The organism is Azospirillum sp., assembly GCF_035627195.1.
GTDB lineage: Bacteria > Pseudomonadota > Alphaproteobacteria > Azospirillales > Azospirillaceae > Azospirillum.
Genome location: NZ_DASPMG010000267.1, coordinates 107,550 through 128,381 on the forward strand (window position 1 = coordinate 107,550; position 20,832 = coordinate 128,381).

Annotated in this window: 18 protein-coding genes and 1 pseudogene; 14 read left to right on the forward strand and 5 right to left on the reverse strand. The window is 70.8% G+C overall.

What is annotated here, in order from left to right; genetic code table 11:
* Positions 1-71 precede the first annotated feature (71 nt).
* The 10 genes and pseudogenes from VED21_RS24505 (at position 72) to prfA (ending at position 10,968) form a co-directional block, all read left to right on the forward strand.
* Positions 72-1,307 carry an aspartate kinase gene (locus VED21_RS24505; protein WP_324886943.1) on the forward strand — a complete coding sequence of 412 codons (1,236 nt, stop codon included), beginning with the start codon at positions 72-74 and terminating at the stop codon, positions 1,305-1,307.
* A 16-nt stretch (positions 1,308-1,323) separates the two neighbouring features.
* Positions 1,324-2,388, forward strand: coding sequence for an NAD(P)H-dependent flavin oxidoreductase (locus tag VED21_RS24510; RefSeq protein ID WP_324886945.1), 1,065 nt, complete (start codon positions 1,324-1,326; stop codon positions 2,386-2,388).
* A gap of 68 nt (positions 2,389-2,456) precedes the next feature.
* A complete protein-coding gene (locus tag VED21_RS24515) occupies positions 2,457-2,696 on the forward strand; it encodes a FitA-like ribbon-helix-helix domain-containing protein (protein WP_324886947.1) in 240 nt (79 codons plus the stop codon).
* Positions 2,696-3,139 carry a type II toxin-antitoxin system VapC family toxin gene (locus tag VED21_RS24520; protein ID WP_324886949.1) on the forward strand — a complete coding sequence of 148 codons (444 nt, stop codon included), beginning with the start codon at positions 2,696-2,698 and terminating at the stop codon, positions 3,137-3,139. Before VED21_RS24515 ends, VED21_RS24520 begins: the two co-directional genes overlap by 1 nt.
* Positions 3,140-3,317: 178 nt before the next feature.
* Positions 3,318-5,609 (forward strand): phosphoenolpyruvate--protein phosphotransferase, encoded by a 2,292-nt coding sequence (ptsP, locus tag VED21_RS24525; RefSeq protein ID WP_324886951.1) that lies wholly within the window; start codon positions 3,318-3,320, stop codon positions 5,607-5,609.
* 128 nt (positions 5,610-5,737) lie between these two features.
* A pseudogene (locus tag VED21_RS39025) lies at positions 5,738-6,001 on the forward strand (helix-turn-helix domain-containing protein); the annotation flags it as partial.
* Positions 6,002-6,223: 222 nt separating this feature from the next.
* A complete protein-coding gene (locus VED21_RS39030) occupies positions 6,224-7,072 on the forward strand; it encodes a DUF4115 domain-containing protein (RefSeq protein WP_414638299.1) in 849 nt (282 codons plus the stop codon).
* A 116-nt stretch (positions 7,073-7,188) separates the two neighbouring features.
* Positions 7,189-8,310 (forward strand): flavodoxin-dependent (E)-4-hydroxy-3-methylbut-2-enyl-diphosphate synthase, encoded by a 1,122-nt coding sequence (gene ispG, locus VED21_RS24535; RefSeq protein WP_324887050.1) that lies wholly within the window; start codon positions 7,189-7,191, stop codon positions 8,308-8,310.
* A 298-nt stretch (positions 8,311-8,608) separates the two neighbouring features.
* Positions 8,609-9,898, forward strand: a complete 1,290-nt coding sequence (hemA, locus tag VED21_RS24540; RefSeq protein WP_324886955.1) for a glutamyl-tRNA reductase — start codon at positions 8,609-8,611, stop codon at positions 9,896-9,898.
* A complete protein-coding gene (gene prfA / locus VED21_RS24545; RefSeq protein WP_324886957.1) occupies positions 9,895-10,968 on the forward strand; it encodes a peptide chain release factor 1 in 1,074 nt (357 codons plus the stop codon). The genes hemA and prfA overlap by 4 nt, the downstream gene beginning before the upstream one ends.
* A 123-nt stretch (positions 10,969-11,091) precedes the next feature.
* On the opposite strand, the gene VED21_RS24550 is transcribed toward prfA, so the two are convergent.
* Positions 11,092-11,460, reverse strand: a complete 369-nt coding sequence (locus VED21_RS24550; protein WP_324886959.1) for an endonuclease domain-containing protein — start codon at positions 11,458-11,460, stop codon at positions 11,092-11,094.
* Positions 11,461-11,573: 113 nt separating this feature from the next.
* Between VED21_RS24550 and prmC the strand changes: the two genes are divergently transcribed.
* Positions 11,574-12,428: a peptide chain release factor N(5)-glutamine methyltransferase gene (gene prmC / locus VED21_RS24555; RefSeq protein WP_324886961.1), complete on the forward strand. Its 855-nt coding sequence runs from the start codon at positions 11,574-11,576 to the stop codon at positions 12,426-12,428.
* 261 nt (positions 12,429-12,689) lie between these two features.
* Positions 12,690-13,139: a DUF4167 domain-containing protein gene (locus VED21_RS24560; RefSeq protein WP_324886963.1), complete on the forward strand. Its 450-nt coding sequence runs from the start codon at positions 12,690-12,692 to the stop codon at positions 13,137-13,139.
* Between the two features lie 13 nt (positions 13,140-13,152).
* On the opposite strand, the gene VED21_RS24565 is transcribed toward VED21_RS24560, so the two are convergent.
* From VED21_RS24565 to VED21_RS24575, 3 genes are all read right to left on the reverse strand, one after another.
* Entirely contained in the window at positions 13,153-13,932 is a 780-nt protein-coding gene (locus VED21_RS24565; protein WP_324886965.1) for an MOSC domain-containing protein, read from the reverse strand.
* A gap of 80 nt (positions 13,933-14,012) precedes the next feature.
* Positions 14,013-14,507 (reverse strand): NUDIX domain-containing protein, encoded by a 495-nt coding sequence (locus tag VED21_RS24570; RefSeq protein ID WP_324886967.1) that lies wholly within the window; start codon positions 14,505-14,507, stop codon positions 14,013-14,015.
* Between the two features lie 258 nt (positions 14,508-14,765).
* Complete coding sequence (locus tag VED21_RS24575; RefSeq protein WP_324886969.1) at positions 14,766-15,086, reverse strand: nucleotidyltransferase domain-containing protein; 321 nt, start codon at positions 15,084-15,086, stop codon at positions 14,766-14,768.
* Positions 15,087-15,290: 204 nt separating this feature from the next.
* Between VED21_RS24575 and clpB the strand changes: the two genes are divergently transcribed.
* Together clpB and VED21_RS24585 are read left to right on the forward strand one after the other, a co-directional pair.
* Complete coding sequence (gene clpB, locus VED21_RS24580; protein WP_324886971.1) at positions 15,291-17,921, forward strand: ATP-dependent chaperone ClpB; 2,631 nt, start codon at positions 15,291-15,293, stop codon at positions 17,919-17,921.
* Between the two features lie 141 nt (positions 17,922-18,062).
* A complete protein-coding gene (locus VED21_RS24585) occupies positions 18,063-19,025 on the forward strand; it encodes an NAD(P)-dependent alcohol dehydrogenase (protein ID WP_324886973.1) in 963 nt (320 codons plus the stop codon).
* A 27-nt stretch (positions 19,026-19,052) separates the two neighbouring features.
* Here VED21_RS24585 and VED21_RS24590 read toward each other — a convergent pair whose 3' ends face one another.
* Positions 19,053-20,720: a GMC family oxidoreductase gene (locus VED21_RS24590; RefSeq protein WP_324886975.1), complete on the reverse strand. Its 1,668-nt coding sequence runs from the start codon at positions 20,718-20,720 to the stop codon at positions 19,053-19,055.
* Positions 20,721-20,832 lie beyond the last annotated feature (112 nt).

Here is a 20,832-nt window from a genome sequence, read left to right on the forward strand (position 1 = left end):
CCGGCGGCCGGTGGGCGGAGCGGAGTCTTGCCAGGCCGGCGCCGATGCCGGCGGAAAGTGGTGTGAGGGGTATGGCGCGGATCGTCCTGAAATTCGGCGGCACGTCGGTCGGCGATATCGACCGGATCAAGAACGTGGCGCGCAAGGTCGAGCAGGAGGTCAAGGCGGGCCACCAGGTGGCCGTCGTCGTGTCGGCGATGTCCGGCGTGACCAACCAGCTCGTGAAATACTGCAACGACATCGACAAGCTGCACGACGCGCGCGAATACGACGCCGTCGTCGCCTCGGGCGAGCAGGTGACCTCCGGTCTCCTCGCGGTCGCCCTGCAGTCGATCGGCATCCCGGCCCGCTCGTGGCTGGGGTGGCAGATCCCCATCCGCACCGACGCCACGCATTCCAAGGCGCGCATCGTGTCGATCGACACCGGCGCCATCGAGGCCTGCATGAACTCCGGCGAGGTCGCCGTGGTCGCGGGCTTCCAGGGCGTCACCGAAGGCGGGCGCATCACCACGCTGGGCCGCGGCGGCTCGGACACGTCGGCGGTGGCGCTGGCGGCGGCGCTGAAGGCCGACCGCTGCGACATCTACACCGACGTGGACGGCGTCTACACCACCGACCCGCGCATCGTGACCAAGGCCAGGAAGCTCTCCAAGATCACCTACGAGGAGATGCTGGAGCTGGCCTCGCAGGGTGCGAAGGTGCTGCAGACCCGCTCGGTCGAAATGGCGATGAACCATCGCGTGCGCGTGCAGGTGCTGTCCAGCTTCGAAGCCGCCGCGGGCAGCGCCCTTCCCGGAACTCTGGTTGTTGACGAGGACGAGATCGTGGAAAAGGAAGTCGTGAGCGGCATCGCCTACAGCCGCGACGAAGCGAAGATCACCCTGCTCGGCGTGGAAGACCGCCCGGGCGTGGCGGCGGCCATCTTCGGCCCGCTGACCGACGCCGCCGTCAACGTGGACATGATCGTCCAGAACATTTCCGAGGACGGCAAGTCGACCGACCTCACCTTCACCGTGGGCAAGGCCGACATCGACCGCGCCGTCAAGGTGCTGGAAGACGCGCGCGGCTCGCTCAACTACCGCCAGCTGCTGTCGGACGCCAACGTGGTGAAGGTGTCGGTGATCGGTGTCGGCATGCGCAGCCACGCCGGCGTGGCGCAGCGCATGTTCAAGGCGCTGGCCGACCGCGGCATCAACATCCAGGTCATCTCGACCTCGGAGATCAAGATCTCCGTGCTGATCGCCGAGGAGTACACCGAGCTGGCGTTGCGCGCGCTCCACACCGCCTACGGCCTCGACGCGGCCTGATTCAGGAGAGCCGGCCATGACCGCGACCCCGGCACGGGCCCGGCTCGATCTGTTGTGGGGCCGGGGGGCCAGGTTCCTCGGCGCCCCCACCGCCATCATGGGCGGGGCCATGACCTGGGTGTCGGAACGGCACCTGGTCTCGGCCATTTCCAACGCCGGCGGCTTCGGCGTGCTGGCCTGCGGCGCCATGCCGCCGGACCGGCTCGCCGGGGAGATCGCGGCGACCAAGGCGCTGACGGACAAGCCGTTCGGCGTCAACCTCATCAACATGCACCCCGACCTGGACCGGCTGATCGACGTCTGCCGCGAACAGGGGATCGGCCACGTGGTGATCGCCGGCGGCCTGCCGTCCGGCGCCGCCATCAGGCGCATCAAGGACGGCGGCGCCAAGGCCATGGCCTTCGCCCCCGCCCTGGTCGCCGCCAAGCGGCTGGTCCGCCACGGCATCGACGCGCTGATCATCGAGGGGTCGGAGGCCGGCGGCCACATCGGCCCCGTCGCCACCTCCGTCCTGGCGCAGGAGATCCTGCCGGAGGTGCGCGAGGTGCCGGTGTTCGTGGCCGGCGGCATCGGCCGCGGCGACGCCATCCTGTCGTGCCTGGAGGCCGGGGCGGCCGGCGTGCAACTGGGCACCCGCTTCGTCTGCTCCACTGAATCCATCGCGCACCCCAACTTCAAGCAGGCCTTCCTGCGCGCCGCCGCACGCGACGCGCAGCCCTCGGTGCAGATCGACCCGCGCTTCCCCGTCATCCCCGTGCGCGCCATCGTCAACGAGGGCACCAAGCGCTTCATGGAGACGCAGCGCGCGCTCATCGACCAGGTCGACCGGGGCGAGCTGACGCGCGAGGCCGCCCAGCTGGAGATCGAGCACTACTGGTCCGGCGCGCTCCGCCGCGCGGTGATCGACGGCGACGTCGAGAACGGCTCCCTGATGGCTGGCCAGAGCGTCGGTCTGGTGACCCGCGAGCAGCCGACGGCGGGCATCATTGCCGAACTGATCGAACAGGCCGAGACCGCGCTCGTCCGCCGCTGGGCCGCCTACCCCTCCGCCGCCCCGCCGGCCGCCGTCGGAGCGGCGTGACGCGGGGGACGTTGAACGCGCCTCAGCGGTGCGATACCTTTGACGTCAATGACGTCATGGAGGCCCGCATGCCCGGAAGCCTGCAAGTCCGCGGTCTGGACGACGACCTGATCAACCGTCTGAAACGCCGAGCGGCCCGCCATGGCCGATCGGCCGAAGCCGAGCACCGGGAAATACTCCGCCAAGCCCTCGCCAGCGAGACGGAGCCGTCGTTCGAGGAGTTGGCGGCGGAGTTCCGGGCGCTGACGTCGGGGCGCAAGCACACCCCATCGGAAGTGCTGCTGCGCGAGGGGCGCGGCGAGCGGTGATGGCGACGGTGGTCGTGGACGCCAGCGTCGCCGTGAAGTGGGTCGTGGCGGAGGAAGGCTCGAACCAGGCTCTCGCGTTGCGCCGGGAGCGGCATCTCACGGCGCCCGACCTGATCGTCGCCGAGTGCGCGAACATCCTCTGGAAGAAGGCGCGCCGGAACGAACTGACGGCCGACGAGGCCGCGTTCGCCGCGCGCCTGCTTCAGAAGTCCGGCATGAATCTTCGGCCGATGCTGGGCTTTCTTGAGGTCGCGACGCGGCTTGCCGTGGAACTTGATCACCCGGCCTACGACTGCGTCTATCTGGCCATGGCGCAGATCGAGGGCACGAGCTTCGTGACGGCGGACGACCGTCTGCTACGCAAGGTCAGGGCGATGCCGGCGCATCCGATGGCCGCCTGCGTCGTCGGCCTTCATGAATCGCCTTCAAGGCCAAGCCCATGATGGCAAGCGCTGTCCCACGCACGCCGCCGCGCTCTTCGCCCACCTGCGCTCCATCACCGCCCCTGCGCCACCCCCCGGTCGAGGAAACCGTGGGCCGGGGTGATTGCCGCGGGAATTGAATCGCCTATCTTCCATACGACTCTTGCATTTCCCCGCGCCGCATGGAATTCACCGGGCCATGGACCAGACGCACGCAGCCATGACCCACCACCACGCCTCCGGCACCGCCTCGCGCCGGCTGCTGGCGCGCGTGCGCGACATCATGGCCGGGTCGGGCACCGGGCAGGACCGGCTCGACAAGATCGTCACGCTGATCAAGGTGGAGATGCAGGCCGACGTCTGCTCCTGCTACGTGATGCGCGCCGGCGAAGTGCTGGAGCTGTTCGCCACCGAGGGCCTGAACAAGGACGCCGTGCACAAGACGCGCCTGCGCGTGGGCGAGGGCATCGTCGGCGACATCGCCGCCACCGCCCGCGCCATCGCGCTGGACGACGCGCCGTCGCACCCCAACTTCGCCTATCGCCCGGAAACCGGCGAGGACCCGTTCCAGTCGCTGTCCGGCGTGCCGATCCTGCGCGGCGGCCGCGTGCGCGGCGTCCTGGTCATCCAGCACAAGACGCGCCGCCTCTACGCCGAGGACGAGATCGAGACGCTGCAGACCATCGCCATGGTCGTGGCCGAGCTGGTGGCGGCGGGCGAGCTGGTCAGCCCCAACGAGGTGTTCTCGCCCGGCGACGTGGCGTTGCTGCCCACCCGCCTGTCCGGCGTGTCGCTCAGCGCCGGCCTGTCCAACGGCACCGCCGTGGTGCACCGGCCGCAGCTGACCATCCGCCAGATGGTGGCCGACGACGCCGACCGCGAGCTGGAACGCCTCAGCGAGGCGATCACCGCCATGCACGTCGCCATCGACGAGCTGCTGGCGCGCACCACCCTGGCCGGCCTGGGCGAGCCGCGCGACATCCTGGAGACCTACCGGATGTTCGCCGAGGACCGCGGCTGGCTGTCGCGCATCCGCGAGGCGATCCACATGGGCCTCACGGCGGAAGCCGCCGTGCAGCAGGTGCAGAACGACAACCGCGCCCGCATGAGCCACCTGACGGACCCCTACATCCGCGAGCGGGTCCTGGACCTGGACGACCTCACCAACCGGCTGCTGCTGCACCTCGCCGGCAAGCGCCCGGACGGCGAGGCGGCCTCGCTGCCCGACGAGATCGTGCTGGTCGCCCGCTCCATGGGCCCGGCGGAGCTGCTGGACTACGACCACCGCCGGCTGCGCGCGCTGATCCTGGAGGAGGGCACGCCGTCCAGCCACGTCTGCATCGTGGCGCGCGCCCTCGACATCCCGGTCGTGCAGTGCACCGACGCGCTCAACCGCATCGAACCGCTCGATCCGCTCATCGTCGACGGCGACAACGGCCAGGTCTTCGTGCGCCCCGCCGAAGACATCCAGATGGCCTACGTCAAGAGCATGGAGATGCGCACCCAGCGCGAGCAGATGTACGCGGAGGTCCGCGCGCTGCCCTCGCTGACGCGCGACGGGGCGCCGATCTCCATCCAGCTCAACTGCGGCCTCGTCATCGACCTGCCGCACCTGCACGCCAGCGGGGCGGAGGGCATCGGCCTCTACCGCACCGAGATCCCGTTCATGGTCCGCTCCACCTACCCGGACGTGGACACGCAGACGGCGCTCTACCGCCGCATCCTGGACGAGGCGGGCGACAAGCCGGTGATCTTCCGCACCCTCGACGTCGGCGGCGACAAGGTGCTGCCCTACCTCGCCGGCGGCGAGGAGGAGAACCCGGCGCTGGGCTGGCGCGCCATCCGCATCGGCCTGGACCACCCCATGCTGCTGCGCCAGCAGCTGCGCGCCCTGCTGCGCGCGGCCGGCGGGCGCACGCTGTCGGTGATGTTCCCGATGGTGGCCGAGGTGGCCGAGCTGGAGGCCGCCCGCCACATCCTGGGGCTGGAGGTGTCGCACGCCCTGGCGCACGGGTTCGAGCCGCCCTCGCGGCTGCGCGTGGGGGCCATGATCGAGGTGCCGTCGCTGCTGTTCCAGCTGCCGGCGCTGCTGCCGCGGGTGGACTTCGTGTCGGTCGGCTCCAACGACCTGACGCAGTACCTGTTCGCCAGCGACCGCGGCAACCCGCGCACCGCCAACCGCTACGACCCGCTGTCGCCGGCCGTCCTCTCCATGCTCCGCCGGCTGGTCGAGGCGTGCAACGAGGCGGAGGTGCCGCTCTCCATCTGTGGCGAGATGGCCGGCCGGCCGCTCGACGCCATGGCACTGATCGGCATCGGCTTCCGCACGCTATCCATGGCGCCGCCGTCGGTGGGCCCGGTGAAGAGCATGCTGCGCTCGCTCGACGTGGCGGCGCTGCGCCAGTACATGGCCGGGCTCTACCACTGCCCCGACCACAGCCTGCGCACCAAGCTGCGCGCCTTCGCCAAGGATCATGGGGTTCTGATCTAGGGCGCGGTCCTGCCCGCCGATGCGGGGATTGCTTCGAAGGGCGCCGTTTTGTTACTAAGGGCCTAGCCGGGAGGCGTGTACAACCTTCGGCTGGATACGCTTCCCGCAGGCACGACACGGCTGAACCCATGGGCGAACGCAAGAAGTTTTTCTCCGGCGGCAACGCGAACGCGGCGGCCGAGGCCTGGAACGGCGCGCCCGCGCCGGAATCCGTCGCCACGGTGCTGCGCGACGCGCGCCTGCGCCTGGGGGTCGAGCTGCGCGACGTCGCCGCGACGCTGCGCATCCGCTATCCTTACCTGGAGGCGATCGAGCAGGGCCGCTACGCCGAGTTGCCGGGCACCGCCTACGCCACCGGTTTCCTACGCTCCTACGCCGAGTTCCTGGGCCTGGACCAGGACGACATCCTGCGCCGCTACAAGGACGAGGTCGCCGGCCGCGTCGGCAAGCAGGAGCTTTACTTCCCCACGCCCGTGTCCGAGGGGCGCGTGCCCGGCGGCGGACTGCTGTTCGCCACGGTGCTGCTGGGCGGTCTGGTGTACGGCGGCTGGTACTATCTCTCGGCGACCGACCGTTCGGTGGTCGATCTGGTGCCGGCGCTGCCCGACCGCTTCGTGTCGTTGCTCGACAACCTGCCGTGGAACACCCCCGCCACCCCGCCGGCCCCGCCCGCCGACGGCGTGGCCGCCGTGCCGGACGCCGCCCCCACGACCGCCACCACGGCCGCCACCACGGCCGCCCCGGTCCTGACTCCGGCCCCGGCCGCCGTCGCCCCGACGGTGATCGCGCAGGCTCCCGCCCCGGTTCCGGCCGCCGGTGGCGCCTCCAGCACCGCCGCGCCCACTCCGCCCGCCACTCCGCCGGCCGCCCCGCCCGCCGTCGCGGCCCCGGCCCCCACCGCGCCGATCCCCACCGCGCCGATCCCGCCGCGTCCGCCCGCCCAGCTCCTGGCCCAATCCGCCACCCAGTCCGCCGCCGCCCCGGCCCCGCAGCCGGCGCCGCCGCAGCCCGCGGTACCCCAGCAGATGGTGACGGCACCTCAGGCCGAGGACGAAGAGGCCGACATGTCGACGCAGGAGCCGACGCTCCTGAAGCCCGATTCCGTGGTCCTGCAGCAGGCGACGGCCCCGCAGCCCGCCGCGGCGACCACCGACAAGCCGGTGACCGAGGGCAAGGTCTACGGCAGCCAGAACGCGGCCGCCCGCGTGCAGATCCGCGCCGTGCAGGACAGCTGGGTGCAGGTCCGCGAACCGAACGGCGAGAAGGTGCTGGAGCGCGTTCTGAAGGCCGGCGACGTCTTCCGCGCCCCGGACAAGCCCGGCCTGCGCCTGCGCACCGGCAACGCCGGCGGCCTGGTGATGATCGTCGACGGCGTCGAGGGCAAGCCGCTCGGCTCCATCGGCCAAGTGCTGCGCGACGTGCCGCTGGACGGCTCCGCCCCCCGCGCCGCCGCCGGGCGCTGAGGGCGCGCCCGCACATCTGCCCCGCACATCTGCCTTGAATCGGCGGCGCCCGTGCGCACTTCTGGCCTGGGCGCCGTTGCGCTATAACGGCGCCGTCCATTGCCGAGGCCATGTCCATGAGCAGCGTGCGCGCCTACCGCCAGATTCTGCGTCGCAAGTCCCGTCAGATCCGCGTCGGCAACGTGCTGGTCGGCGGCGACGCGCCGATCTCCGTGCAGACGATGACCAACACGCCGACCGCGGACGTGAAGGCCACGGTCGAGCAGATCAAGGCGGCCGAGCGCGTCGGCGCCGACATCGTGCGCGTCTCCTGTCCCGACCAAGACTCGGCGCTGGCGCTGAAGGAGATCGTGCGGCAGGTCGACGTGCCGATCGTCGCCGACATCCATTTCCACTACAAGCGCGCCATCGAGGCGGCGCAGAGCGGGGCCGCCTGCCTGCGCATCAATCCCGGCAACATCGGCTCGGCCGAGCGGGTGCGCGAGGTGGTGAAGGCCGCCAAGGACCACGGCTGCTCCATGCGCATCGGCGTCAACGCCGGCTCGCTGGAGCACGACCTCTTGGAGAAGTACGGCGAGCCCTGCCCGGAGGCTATGGTCGAGAGCGCGCTGAACCACGCCAAGATCCTGGAAGACAACGACTTCTTCGAGTTCAAGATCTCCGTGAAGGCGTCCGACGCCTTCCTGGCCGTGGCCGCCTACCAGGGTCTGGCGGAGGCCTGCGACTATCCCCTGCACATCGGCATCACCGAGGCGGGCGGCCTGCGCGCCGGCACGGTGAAGTCCTCCATCGGCCTGGGCATGCTGCTGTGGTCGGGCATCGGCGACACGCTGCGCGTCTCCCTGTCGGCCGACCCGACGGAGGAAGTGCTGGTCGGCTACGACATCCTGAAGTCGCTGGGCCTGCGCCGGCGCGGCGTCACGGTGATCTCCTGCCCCAGCTGCGCCCGCCAGAACTTCGACGTCATCAAGACGGTGGAGGTGCTGGAGCAGAAGCTGGCGCACATCACCACGCCGCTGACGCTGTCGGTGATCGGCTGCGTGGTGAACGGCCCCGGCGAGGCGCGTGAGACCGACATCGGCCTGACCGGCGGCGGCAACAACACGCATCAGGTCTATCTCTCGGGCGTGACCGACCACCGCCTGAAGGACCAGGACATCGTCGCCCACCTCGTCGGCCTCGTCGAAAAGAAGGCCGCCGAGATCGAAGCCGCCAAGGCCGCGGAGGCTGCCGAATAGATTCGAGACACGGATGAACACGGATGAACACGGATGGGACCGGATGAACACGGATGAAGCCCCATCCTCTTTCATCTGTGTTTATCCGTGTGCATCTGTGGCGAAATTCCGTTCAGGACATGCGCGCGTCCGGTGCGGGCGCGTGGTTTGCCACAGATGAACACAGATGGACACAGATAGTAGGGATTTGATTTTCCATTCGTGTCCATCCGTGCATAATCCGTGTTCATCCGTGTCTAAAAATCCCGCTCTCCGCCCCGACACGCCGCGGTGAGTGAAGGCCGGGAAGGCTCTCAGCGTGACCACCTCCTACCTCGTCATCGGCGCCAGCCACCGGACCTGCTCGGGCAGCCTGCGCGACCGGCTGCAGACCGAGGAGGCCGAGGTGCCGGGGGTGCTGGAGCGCCTGAAGCTGCTGGGCTTCGAACAGGCGGTGTGGCTGTCCACCTGCGACCGGATCGAGGTGGCGGCGGCCCACCCCCGGCCGCTGGAGGCCGCCCTCGACGTTGCCCGCCTGCTGGCCGAGCGCGCGGGCATCCGCGCCGAGGAGTTCGGCGACCAGCTCTTCACCCTGACCGGCGAGGCGGCGGTGCGCCACCTGTTCGCCGTCGCCTGCTCCCTCGACAGCCAGATCGTCGGCGAGCCGCACATCCTGGGCCAGCTCAAGGCCGCGCACCGCGCCGCCGCCACCGCCGCCCTGACCGGGCCGGAGCTGGAGGCGCTCTTCCAGGCCGCCTACGCCGCCGCCAAGCGGGTGCGCAGCGAGACGCCGATCGCCGAGGGCGCCACCTCGCTGGCCGCCGCCGCGGTCCAGGTCGCCCGCGACGTGCACGGCGACCTGAAGCGCTGCTGCGCCCTGCTGCTGGGCCTGGGCGACATGGGGGCGCTGGTGCTGGACGGGCTGCGCGAGGCGGGCCTGGGCCGGCTGACCGTCGCCGCCCCCGTGGACCGCCGGGCGGAATCCGCCGCACGGCGCATGCAGGGGCACTTCACCCCCTGGGCCAACCTCGATTCCGCGCTCGACACCGCCGATATCGTGGTGACCGCGGCGGGGCAGGGGCGCTATATCCTCTCCGCCGGGCCGGTCGCGGCGGCGCTGAAGCGTCGGCGTTACCGCCCAGTGTTCGTGGTGGACGCGGCGATCCCCGCCGACGTGGACCCGGCCGTCGGCAAGCTCGACGATGTCTACGTCTACGATCTGGCCGATCTGGAGCGCGTGGCGCTGCAGGGCCGTGTCGGCCGGCAGGGCGCGTTGCAGGCGGCCTGGGCGATCGTCGACGCGGCGGTGGCCGGCTTCGTCCGCGAACGGGCCGAGCGCGCCGCGGTGCCCGCCGTGGCGGCGCTGCGCGCCCATTTCGAGCAGGAACGCCGGCGCCTGCTGGCCGAGCACGGCGCGCTGGACGCCGGGGCGGCGACGCGGCTGCTGATCAACCGGCTGCTGCACCGTCCGTCGGAGGTGCTGCGCGCCATGGCGGCGGAGGCCGACGGCGGCACGCTGCCCGAGCACGCGGCGGCCGAACGGCTGCTGTACCGCCTCTTCCGCCTGAACGAGGCGGCGGAGACCAAAAGCGAGGAAGAGCGAACGTGACGCTGGACGAGAAGTTCGACAAGGTTCTGGCCCGCCATGACGAGCTGCGCGACGCGCTGGCGGCCGGGACGGCCGATTCCGGCTCCTTCGCCAAGCTGTCCAAGGAATATTCCGACCTGGAGCCGATCGCCGCCGCGATCTCCGAGCTGAAGAAGGCGAAGGCGGAGGCGGCGGATCTGGCATCCATGATCGCCGACCCCGACGGCGACGCCGACATGAAGGCGCTGGCGGAGGAAGAGTTCCATGAGCTGACCCGCCGCGTCCCGGAACTGGAGCGCAAGGTGCAGCTCTCCCTGCTGCCCAAGGACGAGGCGGACGAGAAGAACGCCATCCTGGAGGTGCGCGCCGGCACCGGCGGCGACGAGGCGGCGCTGTTCGCCGCCGAGCTGTTCGAGATGTACCGCCGCTATTCCGCCCTGCACGGCTGGCGCTTCGAGACCATGGAGGTCAGCGAGTCGGCGCTGGGCGGCTGCAAGGAGGCGATCGCCAACATCACCGGCCGCAACGTCTTCGCCCGCCTGAAGTTCGAATCCGGCGTGCACCGCGTGCAGCGCGTGCCGCAGACGGAGACCCAGGGGCGCATCCACACCTCCGCCGCCACCGTGGCCGTTCTGCCGGAGGCCGAGGAGGTGGACGTGCACATCGACGAGAAGGACCTGCGCATCGACGTCTTCCGCTCCTCCGGCCCCGGCGGGCAGAGCGTGAACACGACCGACAGCGCGGTGCGCATCACCCACCTGCCGACCGGCCTCGTGGTCAGCCAGCAGGACGAGAAGAGCCAGCACAAGAACAAGGCCAAGGCGCTGAAGGTGCTGCGCGCGCGCCTGTACGAGATGGAGCGCGCCGCCAAGGACGCCGCCCGTGCCGCCGACCGCAAGAACCAGGTCGGCTCCGGCGACCGGTCGGAGCGCATCCGCACCTACAACTTCCCCCAGGGCCGCGTGACCGACCACCGCATCAACCTGACGCTCTACAAGATCGACAAGGTGATGATGGGCGAGGCCCTGGACGAGGTCATCGACGCCCTGATCGCCGAGGACGAGGCGGCGCGGTTGAGCGAGCTGCAGTGATGCGGGCCCCCTCCCGGCCTCCGCTTCGCTCGGCCACCCTCCCCCTCTTCGAGGTGGAGGGTATAGCGGCGGCAGTCCCCTCCACCGCGAAGCGGGGGAGGGTTAGGGAGGGGGCATCAGTGATCAGCGCTCGCGCTCAACCGCAGGCATGCCCCCCAACGCATCCAGAATAACGCTCGCCACACCTTCGGGATTCGCCAGGATGTCGTTGTTCCAGAAGCGCAGCACCCGCCAGCCGAGGCTTTGCAGATGACGATCGCGCACCGCGTCGTGCGGGGATTCGTTGTGTTGCCCGCCGTCCGCTTCCACGACGAGCATCGCCTCGATGCAGGCGAAGTCGGCGATGTAAGGAGGAATGGGATGCTGCCTGCGAAAGTACCATCCACCAAGCTGCCGGCGCCGAACGATCGACCACAGCCGGCGCTCCGCATCCGTCGGAATCCGGCGCATGTCGCGGGCTTGATCCCTGGTCTTGTCCAAAATTCGCGGCATCGCAGACCTCCTGCCCCCTCCCTAACCCTCCCCCGCGTTGCGGTGGAGGGGACGAAGCGTCGCATCTGTCAGGCCCCCTCTCCCGCACAACATGGGGAGGGAGGGGGCAAGCCATGACGGACACCCTCCAATCCCTCCGCCGCGCCGCCGAGGCGCGCCTGCGCGCCGCCGGTGTCGACACCCCGGAACTTGACGCGCGCCTGCTCCTCGAACATGCGCTGGGCCTTACCCGCGACCAGATCCTTACCTGCGCCCACGACCCCGTCCCCCCCGACCAGGCCGCCCGCTTCGCCGCGCTGGTCGAACGCCGCGCCGCACGCGAACCCGTGTCGCGCATCATCGGCAGCCGGGGGTTCTGGACGCTCGACCTCGGCCTCAACGCGGACACGCTCGACCCCCGCCCCGACACCGAAACGGTGGTCGAGGCGGCGCTGGACGCCGTCCCCGACCGCGCCGCCCCGCTTCGTCTGCTCGACCTCGGCACCGGCACCGGGTGCATCCTGCTGGCGCTGCTGGCCGAGTTGCCGAACGCCACCGGCCTCGGCGTCGACGTCAGCCCGCAGGCCGTAACCGCCGCCGCCGAAAACGCCGCGCGCAACGGGCTGGCCGACCGCGCCCGCTTCCAGACCGGCGACTGGGCGGCGGGGCTGGCCGAACGGTTCGACCTCGTCGTCTCCAACCCGCCCTACATCCCCAGCGCCGACATCGCCGCCCTGGAACCGGAAGTGCGCGTGCACGACCCGCTGCGGGCGCTGGACGGCGGTGCGGACGGGCTGGACGCCTACCGCGCCATCGCCGCGCAGCTGCCCGGTCTGCTCACCCCCGGCGGCAGCGCCGTGCTGGAGGTGGGGGCGGGACAGGCGGGCGACGTGGCCGCGCTGCTGGCGGCGGCGCACATCGCCGTCACCGGCGTGTTCCGCGACCTGGGCGGCGTGGAACGGTGCGTCCGGGCGCGTAACGATCGGTAAAACCGCCGGTGAAATCCGGTGGTGCCCACAAAAAAAGGTTGGATTGCGCCCGCTTCCCGATTAGGGTGCGGGACAGCGACGCGCCGTGGGCCGGCGGGTGTCAAGGACCGCGCGGCGGGATGCCGATGGGGCCCATGCGTCGCATTGATTCCCCGAGACCGATCCGTGGCCTGACCGACCGCGGCGGGCCCGGTGGCCGGAAGGGCCGCCGGAGCGTTGACGGGGGACTCGCTTTCTCGAACACGGGGCCATAAGAGCCGAATGAGACAAGGACCCAACAACAGGCGTTCGCGCGGCCGCGGTGGAAACGGTGGCGGCGGGGGCGGTGGTGGTGGCGGTGGCGGCGGTGGTGGAGGCGGCGGTCGGCGCCAGAACGTTCCGCTCCGTCACCAGACCTTCGACAGCAACGGCCCGGACGTCCGCATCCGCGGCAACGCGTGGCAGGTCCATGAGAAGTACCTGACGCTGGCGCGCGACGCCTCGTCGTCGGGCGACCGCATCATGGCGGAAAACTACCTGCAGCACGCCGAGCACTATTTCCGCATCATCACCCAGATCCAGGAAGCGGAGAACCGCCAGCGCGGCGACAACCGCGGCGGCGGCAACGGCCAGGGGCCGCAGCCGCACGCCTACCAGGAACAGGGCGAGGAGTCGGACCAGGGCGAGGACGAGGGCAGCGGCGCCGACGAGCGCGCCCCGCTCAACGCCTGATTCAGTTAAAGACTTATTCGGTGAGCGTGACCGGATCGCCCGCGGCGATCCGGCCGCCGCCCACCACGCGGGCATAGACGCCGCAGTGCGTGTGTCCGAACCCGTCCCGCAGCGTGCGCAGGACGTTGAGGTCGCGCGCCCCGGTGCCGGGGTTCACCTCGGTGGCCGCGCATCGGCCGATCGGCCGCACCACCTCCAGCGTGGCGCCGCCCCCAGTTCCCCCGACTGTCAGCGTCCGCCCGCCCCAGTTCCGCTCCTCCCAGGGATCGAGCCCGTCCAGCCACAGGTTGCCGCGGAAGCGCGTGGGGTCCACCGGCTGCTTGGCCACGCGTTCGATGTCGTGCACGCTGGCCAGGTTCAGCAGCGAAACGAACGGCGTGTCCGTGTCGGTGTAGGCGAAGCCCTTGGCCTCCGCCAGCTTCGGCGCGCCGGGGGCGGATCCCGCCATGTAGGCGGCGAAGAACTGCTCCACCAGCATGCGGCCCATGGGCTGGTCCAGCCGCCCGCGCGACACCGGCCGGCCGCCGCGGTAGATGACCAGCGTCTGGGTGTCCTCGTCGAACTCCGTCTCCAGCGCCGCCAGCTTCTCGTGGCGGGCGAGTTGGAGGAAGTCGCTCTTCGGCCGCCAGCCTTCCTCGTGATGCCCGGCCTCCAGCGTCGCGGCGCCGTGCAGCAGGGCGTAGCGGCGGTCGCCGGGCAGCGCCTGTCCGGCCGTCAGTTCGGCGGCGGGCAGCTCCTGGGCGGTCAACCCCTTGACGGGATAGCGGAATATCTTGGCAAGCGTGATCGGCATACGGCGTATCTGAGACGTGCCGCAGCAAATCTGTCAACCATCAACGGCGCATATTTCGCCGATGCCGTCACCAGCGCCCGTCACCAGTGCTCATCCAGGGGCTTGTTCCCCAGGAACTCGGCCAGCCGGCGCCGCGTCGCCGGGGTGGTGTCCTCGGGCAGGCGGTCCAGCGGGAAGAAGGCGGCCTGGGTGATCTCGAACCGGTCGATGCGCGGCTCGCCGCTCCAGCGCTCGGCCACGAAGACGGCCACGTGGTCGCTGGCGCCATGGCGGAAGCGGGCGAACACGCCGAACGGCCGCGCCGTCTCCAGCGCCAGCCCGACCTCCTCGCGCACCTCGCGCCGCACCGCCTCGACCAGCGTCTCGCGCTTGTCGACGCCGCCGCCCGGCAGGTGCCAGCCGGGCACGTAGCTGTGCCGGATCAGCAGCACCCGATCCCCGTCCAGGATGATCGCCCGCACCCCGATGGTCAGCGGCCGCGAAATCCGGTGCCACGCGTTGCGGGCGTGCCAGGCGAGCCGGAGCGGGTTCAGCGGGTGCGGCATGGTGCCCGTGGGCAGCGTGATGTCGGTCATGCGGGTGGGGCTGTGTCCGGGACGGGGGCTGTTCCCGAACCATAGGCCCGCCGGCACCATGCCGGAAGCGGCGCAATCGGTCGAGGGACAACGGGACGGGACGGTCCGAAGGGGGTAGCGCTTGCCCGGCCTTGCCCCCACCCCGGCCCTCCCCCGCAAGCAGGGGAGGGAGCTTGGCGCGCCGTCAAAACCCTCCCCTGCTTGCGGGGGAGGGTGGCGAGCGCAAGCGATGCCGGGTGGGGGCAAGTTTCGCAAGGATCATATAAGGTCAGCGGCGCTGGTGGCATCAGCTAAAACCTTGGCGCGATCCGGCTCGCGCAGTTCGTCGAGGTACAGCACATCGAACGGCAGTCCTTCCATCCGGTCTTCGACGCCGCCCTCGATCGCATACTTCAGGTGCTGCGGGCAGGCCATGACGAGGATGTCCACGTCGGAGTGGCCGCGGAACGTGCCTCGGGCGAGGGAACCGACCACCGCCGCCTCCACCCCCTGCCGCGCCAGCCAGTCCAGTGCCGCGCGGGCACGCGCCACGGCAAGCCGGCGCCGTTCCTCGGCGCGCCGTTCCAACAGCGCCGTCATCCGCGTCCGCGCCATCGCACACCCCTGCTTCCGCTCGGCCCACGCATCATCCGCCCACCCCAATAACCCTGTAAACGGGGTGGTCTTGCACGCGGCGCAAGCTTCACCACATCTACCACAGCATCCTCCTGGATCGCACACGACAGTGGGTCAATGGCCGATCGGGCTGCCTGGCGGGCGGTCGGCCGCACGTGGGAGACACCTATGGACTTCGAGAAGTACACCGAGCGCAGCCGTGGCTTCGTGCAGGCGGCGCAGACGGCGGCGCTGCGCCGCGGGCATCAGCGCCTCACCCCCGAACACCTTCTGAAGACGCTGCTGGACGACAAGGAAGGCCTCGCCGCCAACCTGATCCGCGCCGCCGGCGGCGACCCGGCCGCCGCACTCGCCTCCGTCGAGGCCGAACTGGACAAGCTGCCGAAGGTCGAAGGGGCCGGCGCCGGCCAGGTGTACCTGTCGCCCGAACTGGCGCGCGTCTTCGAACAGGCCGAGAAGATCTCCGAGAAGGCCGGCGACAGCTACGTCACCGCCGAACGCCTCCTCCTGGCGCTCGCCATGGCCGAGGGCACGCCGTCCGCCCGCGCGCTGAAATCCGCCAACGTCAACCCGCAGGCGCTCAACACCGCCATCAACGAGATCCGCAAGGGCCGCACTGCCGACTCGGCTTCGGCCGAGCAGGGCTACGACGCGCTCAAGAAGTACGCCCGCGACCTGACGGCCGCCGCGCGCGACGGCAAGCTTGACCCCGTCATCGGCCGTGACGAGGAGATCCGCCGCACCATCCAGGTCCTCGCCCGGCGCACCAAGAACAACCCCGTGCTGATCGGCGAGCCCGGCGTGGGCAAGACCGCCATCGTGGAAGGGCTGGCCCAGCGCATCGTCAAGGGCGACGTGCCGGAGGGGCTGAAGAACAAGAAGCTGCTGGCGCTCGACCTCGCCGCCATGGTGGCCGGCGCCAAGTTCCGCGGCGAGTTCGAGGAGCGCCTGAAGGCCGTGTTGCAGGAAATCCAGGCGGCGGCCGGCGAGATCGTCGTCTTCATCGACGAGATGCACACGCTGGTCGGGGCCGGCAAGGCGGAAGGCGCCATGGACGCCTCCAACATGCTGAAGCCCGCCCTGGCGCGCGGCGAGCTGCACTGCGTCGGCGCCACCACGCTGGACGAGTACCGCAAGCACGTGGAGAAGGACGCGGCGCTCGCCCGCCGCTTCCAGCCCGTCTTCGTGTCGGAGCCGACGGTGGAGGACACCATCTCCATCCTGCGCGGCCTGAAGGAGCGGTACGAGGTGCACCACGGCGTGCGCATCACCGACGGCGCCATCGTCGCCGCGGCCACGCTGTCCAACCGCTACATCACCGACCGCTTCCTGCCCGACAAGGCCATCGACCTGATCGACGAGGCGGCCAGCCGCCTGCGCATGGCGGTGGATTCGAAGCCGGAGGAGATCGACGAACTCGACCGCCGCATCATCCAGCTGAAGATCGAGCGCGAGGCGCTGAAGCGCGAAACCGACGAGGGCTCGCGCAGCCGCCTCGCCGACCTGGAAGGCGAGCTGGCGGAGCTGGAGCAGGAATCGGCCGAACTCACCGCCCGCTGGCAGGCCGAGAAGGACAAGCTGTCCAGCGCCCAGAAAATCAAGGAAGACCTGGACCACGCCCGCACCGAACTGGAGCAGGCGCAGCGCGCCCAGAACTGGAACCGCGCCGGCGAGCTGACCTACGGCGTCATCCCGGAGCTGGAGAAGAAGCTGAAGGAGGCCGAGCAGGCGTCGGCTAGCCGCATGCTGAACGAGGAGGTGCGCGACGGCGACATCGCCGCCGTCGTGTCCCGCTGGACCGGCATCCCGGTCGACAAGATGCTGGCCGGCGAGCGCGAGAAGCTGCTGCACATGGAGGAGCGGCTGCGCACCCGCGTGGTCGGGCAGGAGGAGGCGATCGTCGCCGTCTCCAACGCCATCCGCCGCGCCCGCGCCGGGTTGCAGGACCCCAACCGCCCCATCGGCTCCTTCCTCTTCCTCGGCCCTACCGGCGTCGGCAAGACGGAGCTGACCAAGGCGCTGGCCGAATTCCTGTTCGACGACGAGACCGCCATGGTCCGCCTCGACATGTCGGAGTACATGGAGAAGCACTCCGTCGCCCGCATGATCGGCGCCCCTCCGGGCTACGTCGGCTACGAGGAGGGCGGCGCGCTGACCGAGGCGGTGCGGCGCCGTCCTTACCAAGTCGTCCTGTTCGACGAGGTGGAGAAGGCGCACCCGGACGTCTTCAACGTGCTGCTCCAGGTGCTGGACGACGGCCGCCTGACCGACGGCCAGGGCCGCACGGTGGACTTCCGCAACACGCTGATCATCATGACCTCGAACCTCGGCTCCGACGTCATCGCCGCGATGCCCGAGGGGCAGGACATCGATGCCGTCCGCACCGAGGTGATGGAAGTGGTCCGCGCCAACTTCCGCCCGGAGTTCCTGAACCGCCTGGACGAGATCCTGCTGTTCCACCGCCTGTCGCGCGGCCACATGGGCGGTATCGTCAAGATCCAGCTGGGCCGGCTCACCAAGATGCTGGCCGACCGCGACATCGCGCTGTCGGTCGACCCGGCCGCCACCGACTGGCTGGCGGAGGCCGGCTACGACCCGGTGTACGGTGCCCGTCCCCTGAAGCGGGTGATCCAGCGCGAGCTGCAGAACCCGCTGGCGACGATGATCCTGGAAGGCAAGGTCGCCGACGGGCAGGAGGTGGCGGTGTCGGCCGAAGCCGGCAGCCTGACCATCAACGGCCAGCCGGTCGCCGCCCATGTCCGCACCGCCCGCCCGGCGGAAGGCGGCACGGTGCATTGAGCGTGACGGACGATGCGGGGGCCTGCGGGCCCCCGCCTTCCGGCCGGGGGCGCAAAGCCCCTATCCCGACGCGGGATTCTGTGATTCATGGTCGTTGGACCGGCGCGGGCCGGTCCATCCCCCGCGCCAGGACACCCGACCATGAAAGCCTGGATCTGCCGCGCCTACGGCGGCCCCGACGTGCTCGCCCTCGAAGACCGGCCGACGCCGGTGCCGAAGGCCGGCGAGATTCTCATCCGCATCCGCGCCACCACCGTCGCGTCCGGCGACGTGCGGGTCCGCGCCCTGTCCATGCCGCGCGGCTTCGGGCTGATCGCGCGGGCCGTCTTCGGCTTCACCCGCCCCCGGCAGCCGATCCTGGGCACCGATCTGGCCGGCACCGTCGAGGCCGTGGGCCGGGGCGTCACCGCCTGGAAGCCCGGCGACGCGGTGATCGGCTTTCCCGGCGGCGGTATGCGCTGCCACGCGGAATACCGGGTCATGGCGACGGACGGGCCGGTCGCGCCGAAGCCGGCCAACCTCGGCTTCGAGGAGGCGGCGTCCTTGTGCTTCGGCGGCATGACGGCGCTGCACTTCCTGCGCAAGGCCGCCCTCAAGGCCGGGGAGAGGGTGCTTGTCATCGGCGCCTCGGGTGCCGTCGGCAGCGCCATGGTGCAACTGGCGACCCACATGGGCGCCACGGTGACCGCCGTCACCAGCGCCGGCAACGCCGACCTTGCCCGCGCGCTCGGCGCCGTCGCGGTGATCGACTACGCCCGCCGGGACTTCACGCGCGAGGACGAAACCTACGACGTCATCGCCGACACGGTCGGCGCCAGCACCTTCGCCGCCTGCCATCCCCGGCTGAACGAGGGCGGGCGTTACCTCGCGGTGTCGGCGGATCTGCCGGCCCTGTTCGCCCGCCCCGTCGGCACGAAGCGGTCGGTCGGCGGCCCGGCCGCGGAGCGGCGGGAGGATGTCGCGGAACTGGCCCGGCTGGCGGAGGCCGGGGTGCTGAAGCCGGTGATCGACGGGATCCATCCCTTCGATCGGCTGCCCGAGGCGCACGCCCGCGCCGGGACCGGCCGCAAGCGCGGCAGCGTCGTCGTGTCGATGGCCGGCTGAGGGGCCGAACGGGCGTAGCCGTCCGTATCACGCCACCAGCGCCGGCAGGCTGCCGAGCAGGGCGGTCAGGTGTTCGGACAGGCGGAGCGTCAGGGCGACGATGTTGATCGTCGGGTGGTCGCTGCCCATGGTGGGGAAGACCGAACTGCCGGCCACGTACAGGTTGGCCACGCCGTGCACCTTGCCGTTGCGGTCCACGACGCCCTGGCGCGGGTCGTCGTGCATGCGCGTCGTGCCCATGTGGTGCCAGCACCAGCCGACGGCGCCCGGCCACAGGTCGGCCACGTTCGCCCCCGCCTCGTCCTGCCCCTCGCCCGGGCGCGGCTCCCGGATCACGCCCTTGCTGGCCAGGGTGCCCCGGATCAGAGCGTGCGTCCTCATGAAATTGTCGCGGTCCTGCGCCGTCAGGCGCCAGTCCACCCGCGGCAGGTTCAGGCCCAGCGCGTCGCGCCGCGTCGTCAGCGTCACCCGGCTGTCGGGGTTCGGCACCGGCTCCAGCACCGTTTCCAGGGTGAAGCTGCGCCGCACCCACGACGGGTTGAGGACGTTGTCCAGCATCGCCCCGGCCAGCCGCGGCGCCTGCAGGACGATGCGCGGCAGCGCCGCCCGCAGCACGGGGCCGGCCGGCGGCCCGCTGATGCCGTACTTGCGCCGGTTCGCCAGCAGGAGCCGCAGCTCGGTCAGCGCCCGGAAGGCGTCGGTCGCCTCGCCGTGGTAGCGGGCGACGAGGTAGGTGCGCGAGTTGAGCAGCCCCATGTCCCGCTGCACCTCGGCCGTCGGCGCCACCGAGGCGCAGACCGGCAGGTGCGGGGCGTTCAGCCGCCGGCGCGACAGCAGCAGCGTCATGTCGTACAGGCCGCGGTGCCGCCCCTGGTCGGCCAGCCGCACGACGGACGACTTGACGCGCGGATGGTCGGTGAAGAACCGCCCGACCAGATCGTGGCCGTTGCCCAGCCCCGCCGCCTGCACCCGGTTGGAGAGCAGCAGCAGGCGCGGATTCTCGATGCCGCCGGCGCACAGCACGACCATGCGCGCCTTTACGGTGAAGCGCTGCCCGTCCAGCACGGCGCAATGCACGCGCTCCACCGCGCTCGCGGTGCCGTTGGTTTCCAGTTCGGTCACGTTGGCGTTCAGCAGGACGACGACGTTGCCGGCCGCGGCCAGCGCCGCGCGGTGCGCCTCGCCCAGCTTCGGCCGGGCGCTCAGCTTCGCCACGCGGTTCTCCGCCGCGGCGCCGTCGACGGGAAGGAAGCGTATCCCGTCCCCCAGCCGCTCCTGCCAGCGCCCGGTGTCGTAGTCGCAGGGGCCGAGGTCGAGGATCGCGTGGGCGCGCTCGTAGTAGGGGGCAAGCTCCTCGCGGCCGAAGGGCCAGCCGCTGTGCGGAACCCACGGGCGGGCGGCGAGGTCGATGTCCTCGAACGGCCGGCACAGCCCGCCCCAGCAGTTGCTGCTGCCGCCGAAGTAGCGGCTGCGCGCCGTCGCCAGCTGTTCATAGGGTTGGCCGACGCTTTCCCCGGCGTACAGCGCCTGGGTGGCGCCGTCGGGCTTCAGGCCGCCGCTCTCCAGCACCAGCACCCGGTGCGCGGTTCCGGCCAGGGCGCGGGCCAGGGTGATTCCGGCGGCGCCGCCGCCGACGACGCAGAGGTCGGTGGTGAGTTCGGCCCCGTCGGGCAGGGTGCGGGCGTCATCGATCATGAGCAACCCCGGTACGGTCATGTCCAAGGTTCGGACCTCACCGGTTTTGCCGGAAATTTCACAAGGCTGGAAATAATATTACTGACTACCCCTTTCGCGCGGAGGAACCATC

Excerpts from the sequence above, each read along its gene's own strand:
- VED21_RS24575 (WP_324886969.1), bottom strand. The coding sequence starts at position 15,086 with ATGACGGCGCTGTTGGAACGGCGCGCCGAGGAACGGCGCCGGCTTGCC.
- ispG (WP_324887050.1), top strand. The coding sequence starts at position 7,189 with ATGAGCAGCGTGCGCGCCTACCGCCAGATTCTGCGTCGCAAGTCCCGT.
- VED21_RS24560 (WP_324886963.1), top strand. The coding sequence starts at position 12,690 with ATGAGACAAGGACCCAACAACAGGCGTTCGCGCGGCCGCGGTGGAAAC.
- ptsP (WP_324886951.1), top strand. The coding sequence starts at position 3,318 with ATGGACCAGACGCACGCAGCCATGACCCACCACCACGCCTCCGGCACC.
- VED21_RS24520 (WP_324886949.1), top strand. The coding sequence starts at position 2,696 with ATGGCGACGGTGGTCGTGGACGCCAGCGTCGCCGTGAAGTGGGTCGTG.
- VED21_RS24510 (WP_324886945.1), top strand. The coding sequence starts at position 1,324 with ATGACCGCGACCCCGGCACGGGCCCGGCTCGATCTGTTGTGGGGCCGG.
- VED21_RS24585 (WP_324886973.1), top strand. The coding sequence starts at position 18,063 with ATGAAAGCCTGGATCTGCCGCGCCTACGGCGGCCCCGACGTGCTCGCC.
- VED21_RS24505 (WP_324886943.1), top strand. The coding sequence starts at position 72 with ATGGCGCGGATCGTCCTGAAATTCGGCGGCACGTCGGTCGGCGATATC.
- VED21_RS24590 (WP_324886975.1), bottom strand. The coding sequence starts at position 20,720 with ATGATCGATGACGCCCGCACCCTGCCCGACGGGGCCGAACTCACCACC.
- clpB (WP_324886971.1), top strand. The coding sequence starts at position 15,291 with ATGGACTTCGAGAAGTACACCGAGCGCAGCCGTGGCTTCGTGCAGGCG.
- VED21_RS24565 (WP_324886965.1), bottom strand. The coding sequence starts at position 13,932 with ATGCCGATCACGCTTGCCAAGATATTCCGCTATCCCGTCAAGGGGTTG.
- VED21_RS24515 (WP_324886947.1), top strand. The coding sequence starts at position 2,457 with ATGCCCGGAAGCCTGCAAGTCCGCGGTCTGGACGACGACCTGATCAAC.
- VED21_RS24570 (WP_324886967.1), bottom strand. The coding sequence starts at position 14,507 with ATGACCGACATCACGCTGCCCACGGGCACCATGCCGCACCCGCTGAAC.
- VED21_RS24550 (WP_324886959.1), bottom strand. The coding sequence starts at position 11,460 with ATGCCGCGAATTTTGGACAAGACCAGGGATCAAGCCCGCGACATGCGC.
- prmC (WP_324886961.1), top strand. The coding sequence starts at position 11,574 with ATGACGGACACCCTCCAATCCCTCCGCCGCGCCGCCGAGGCGCGCCTG.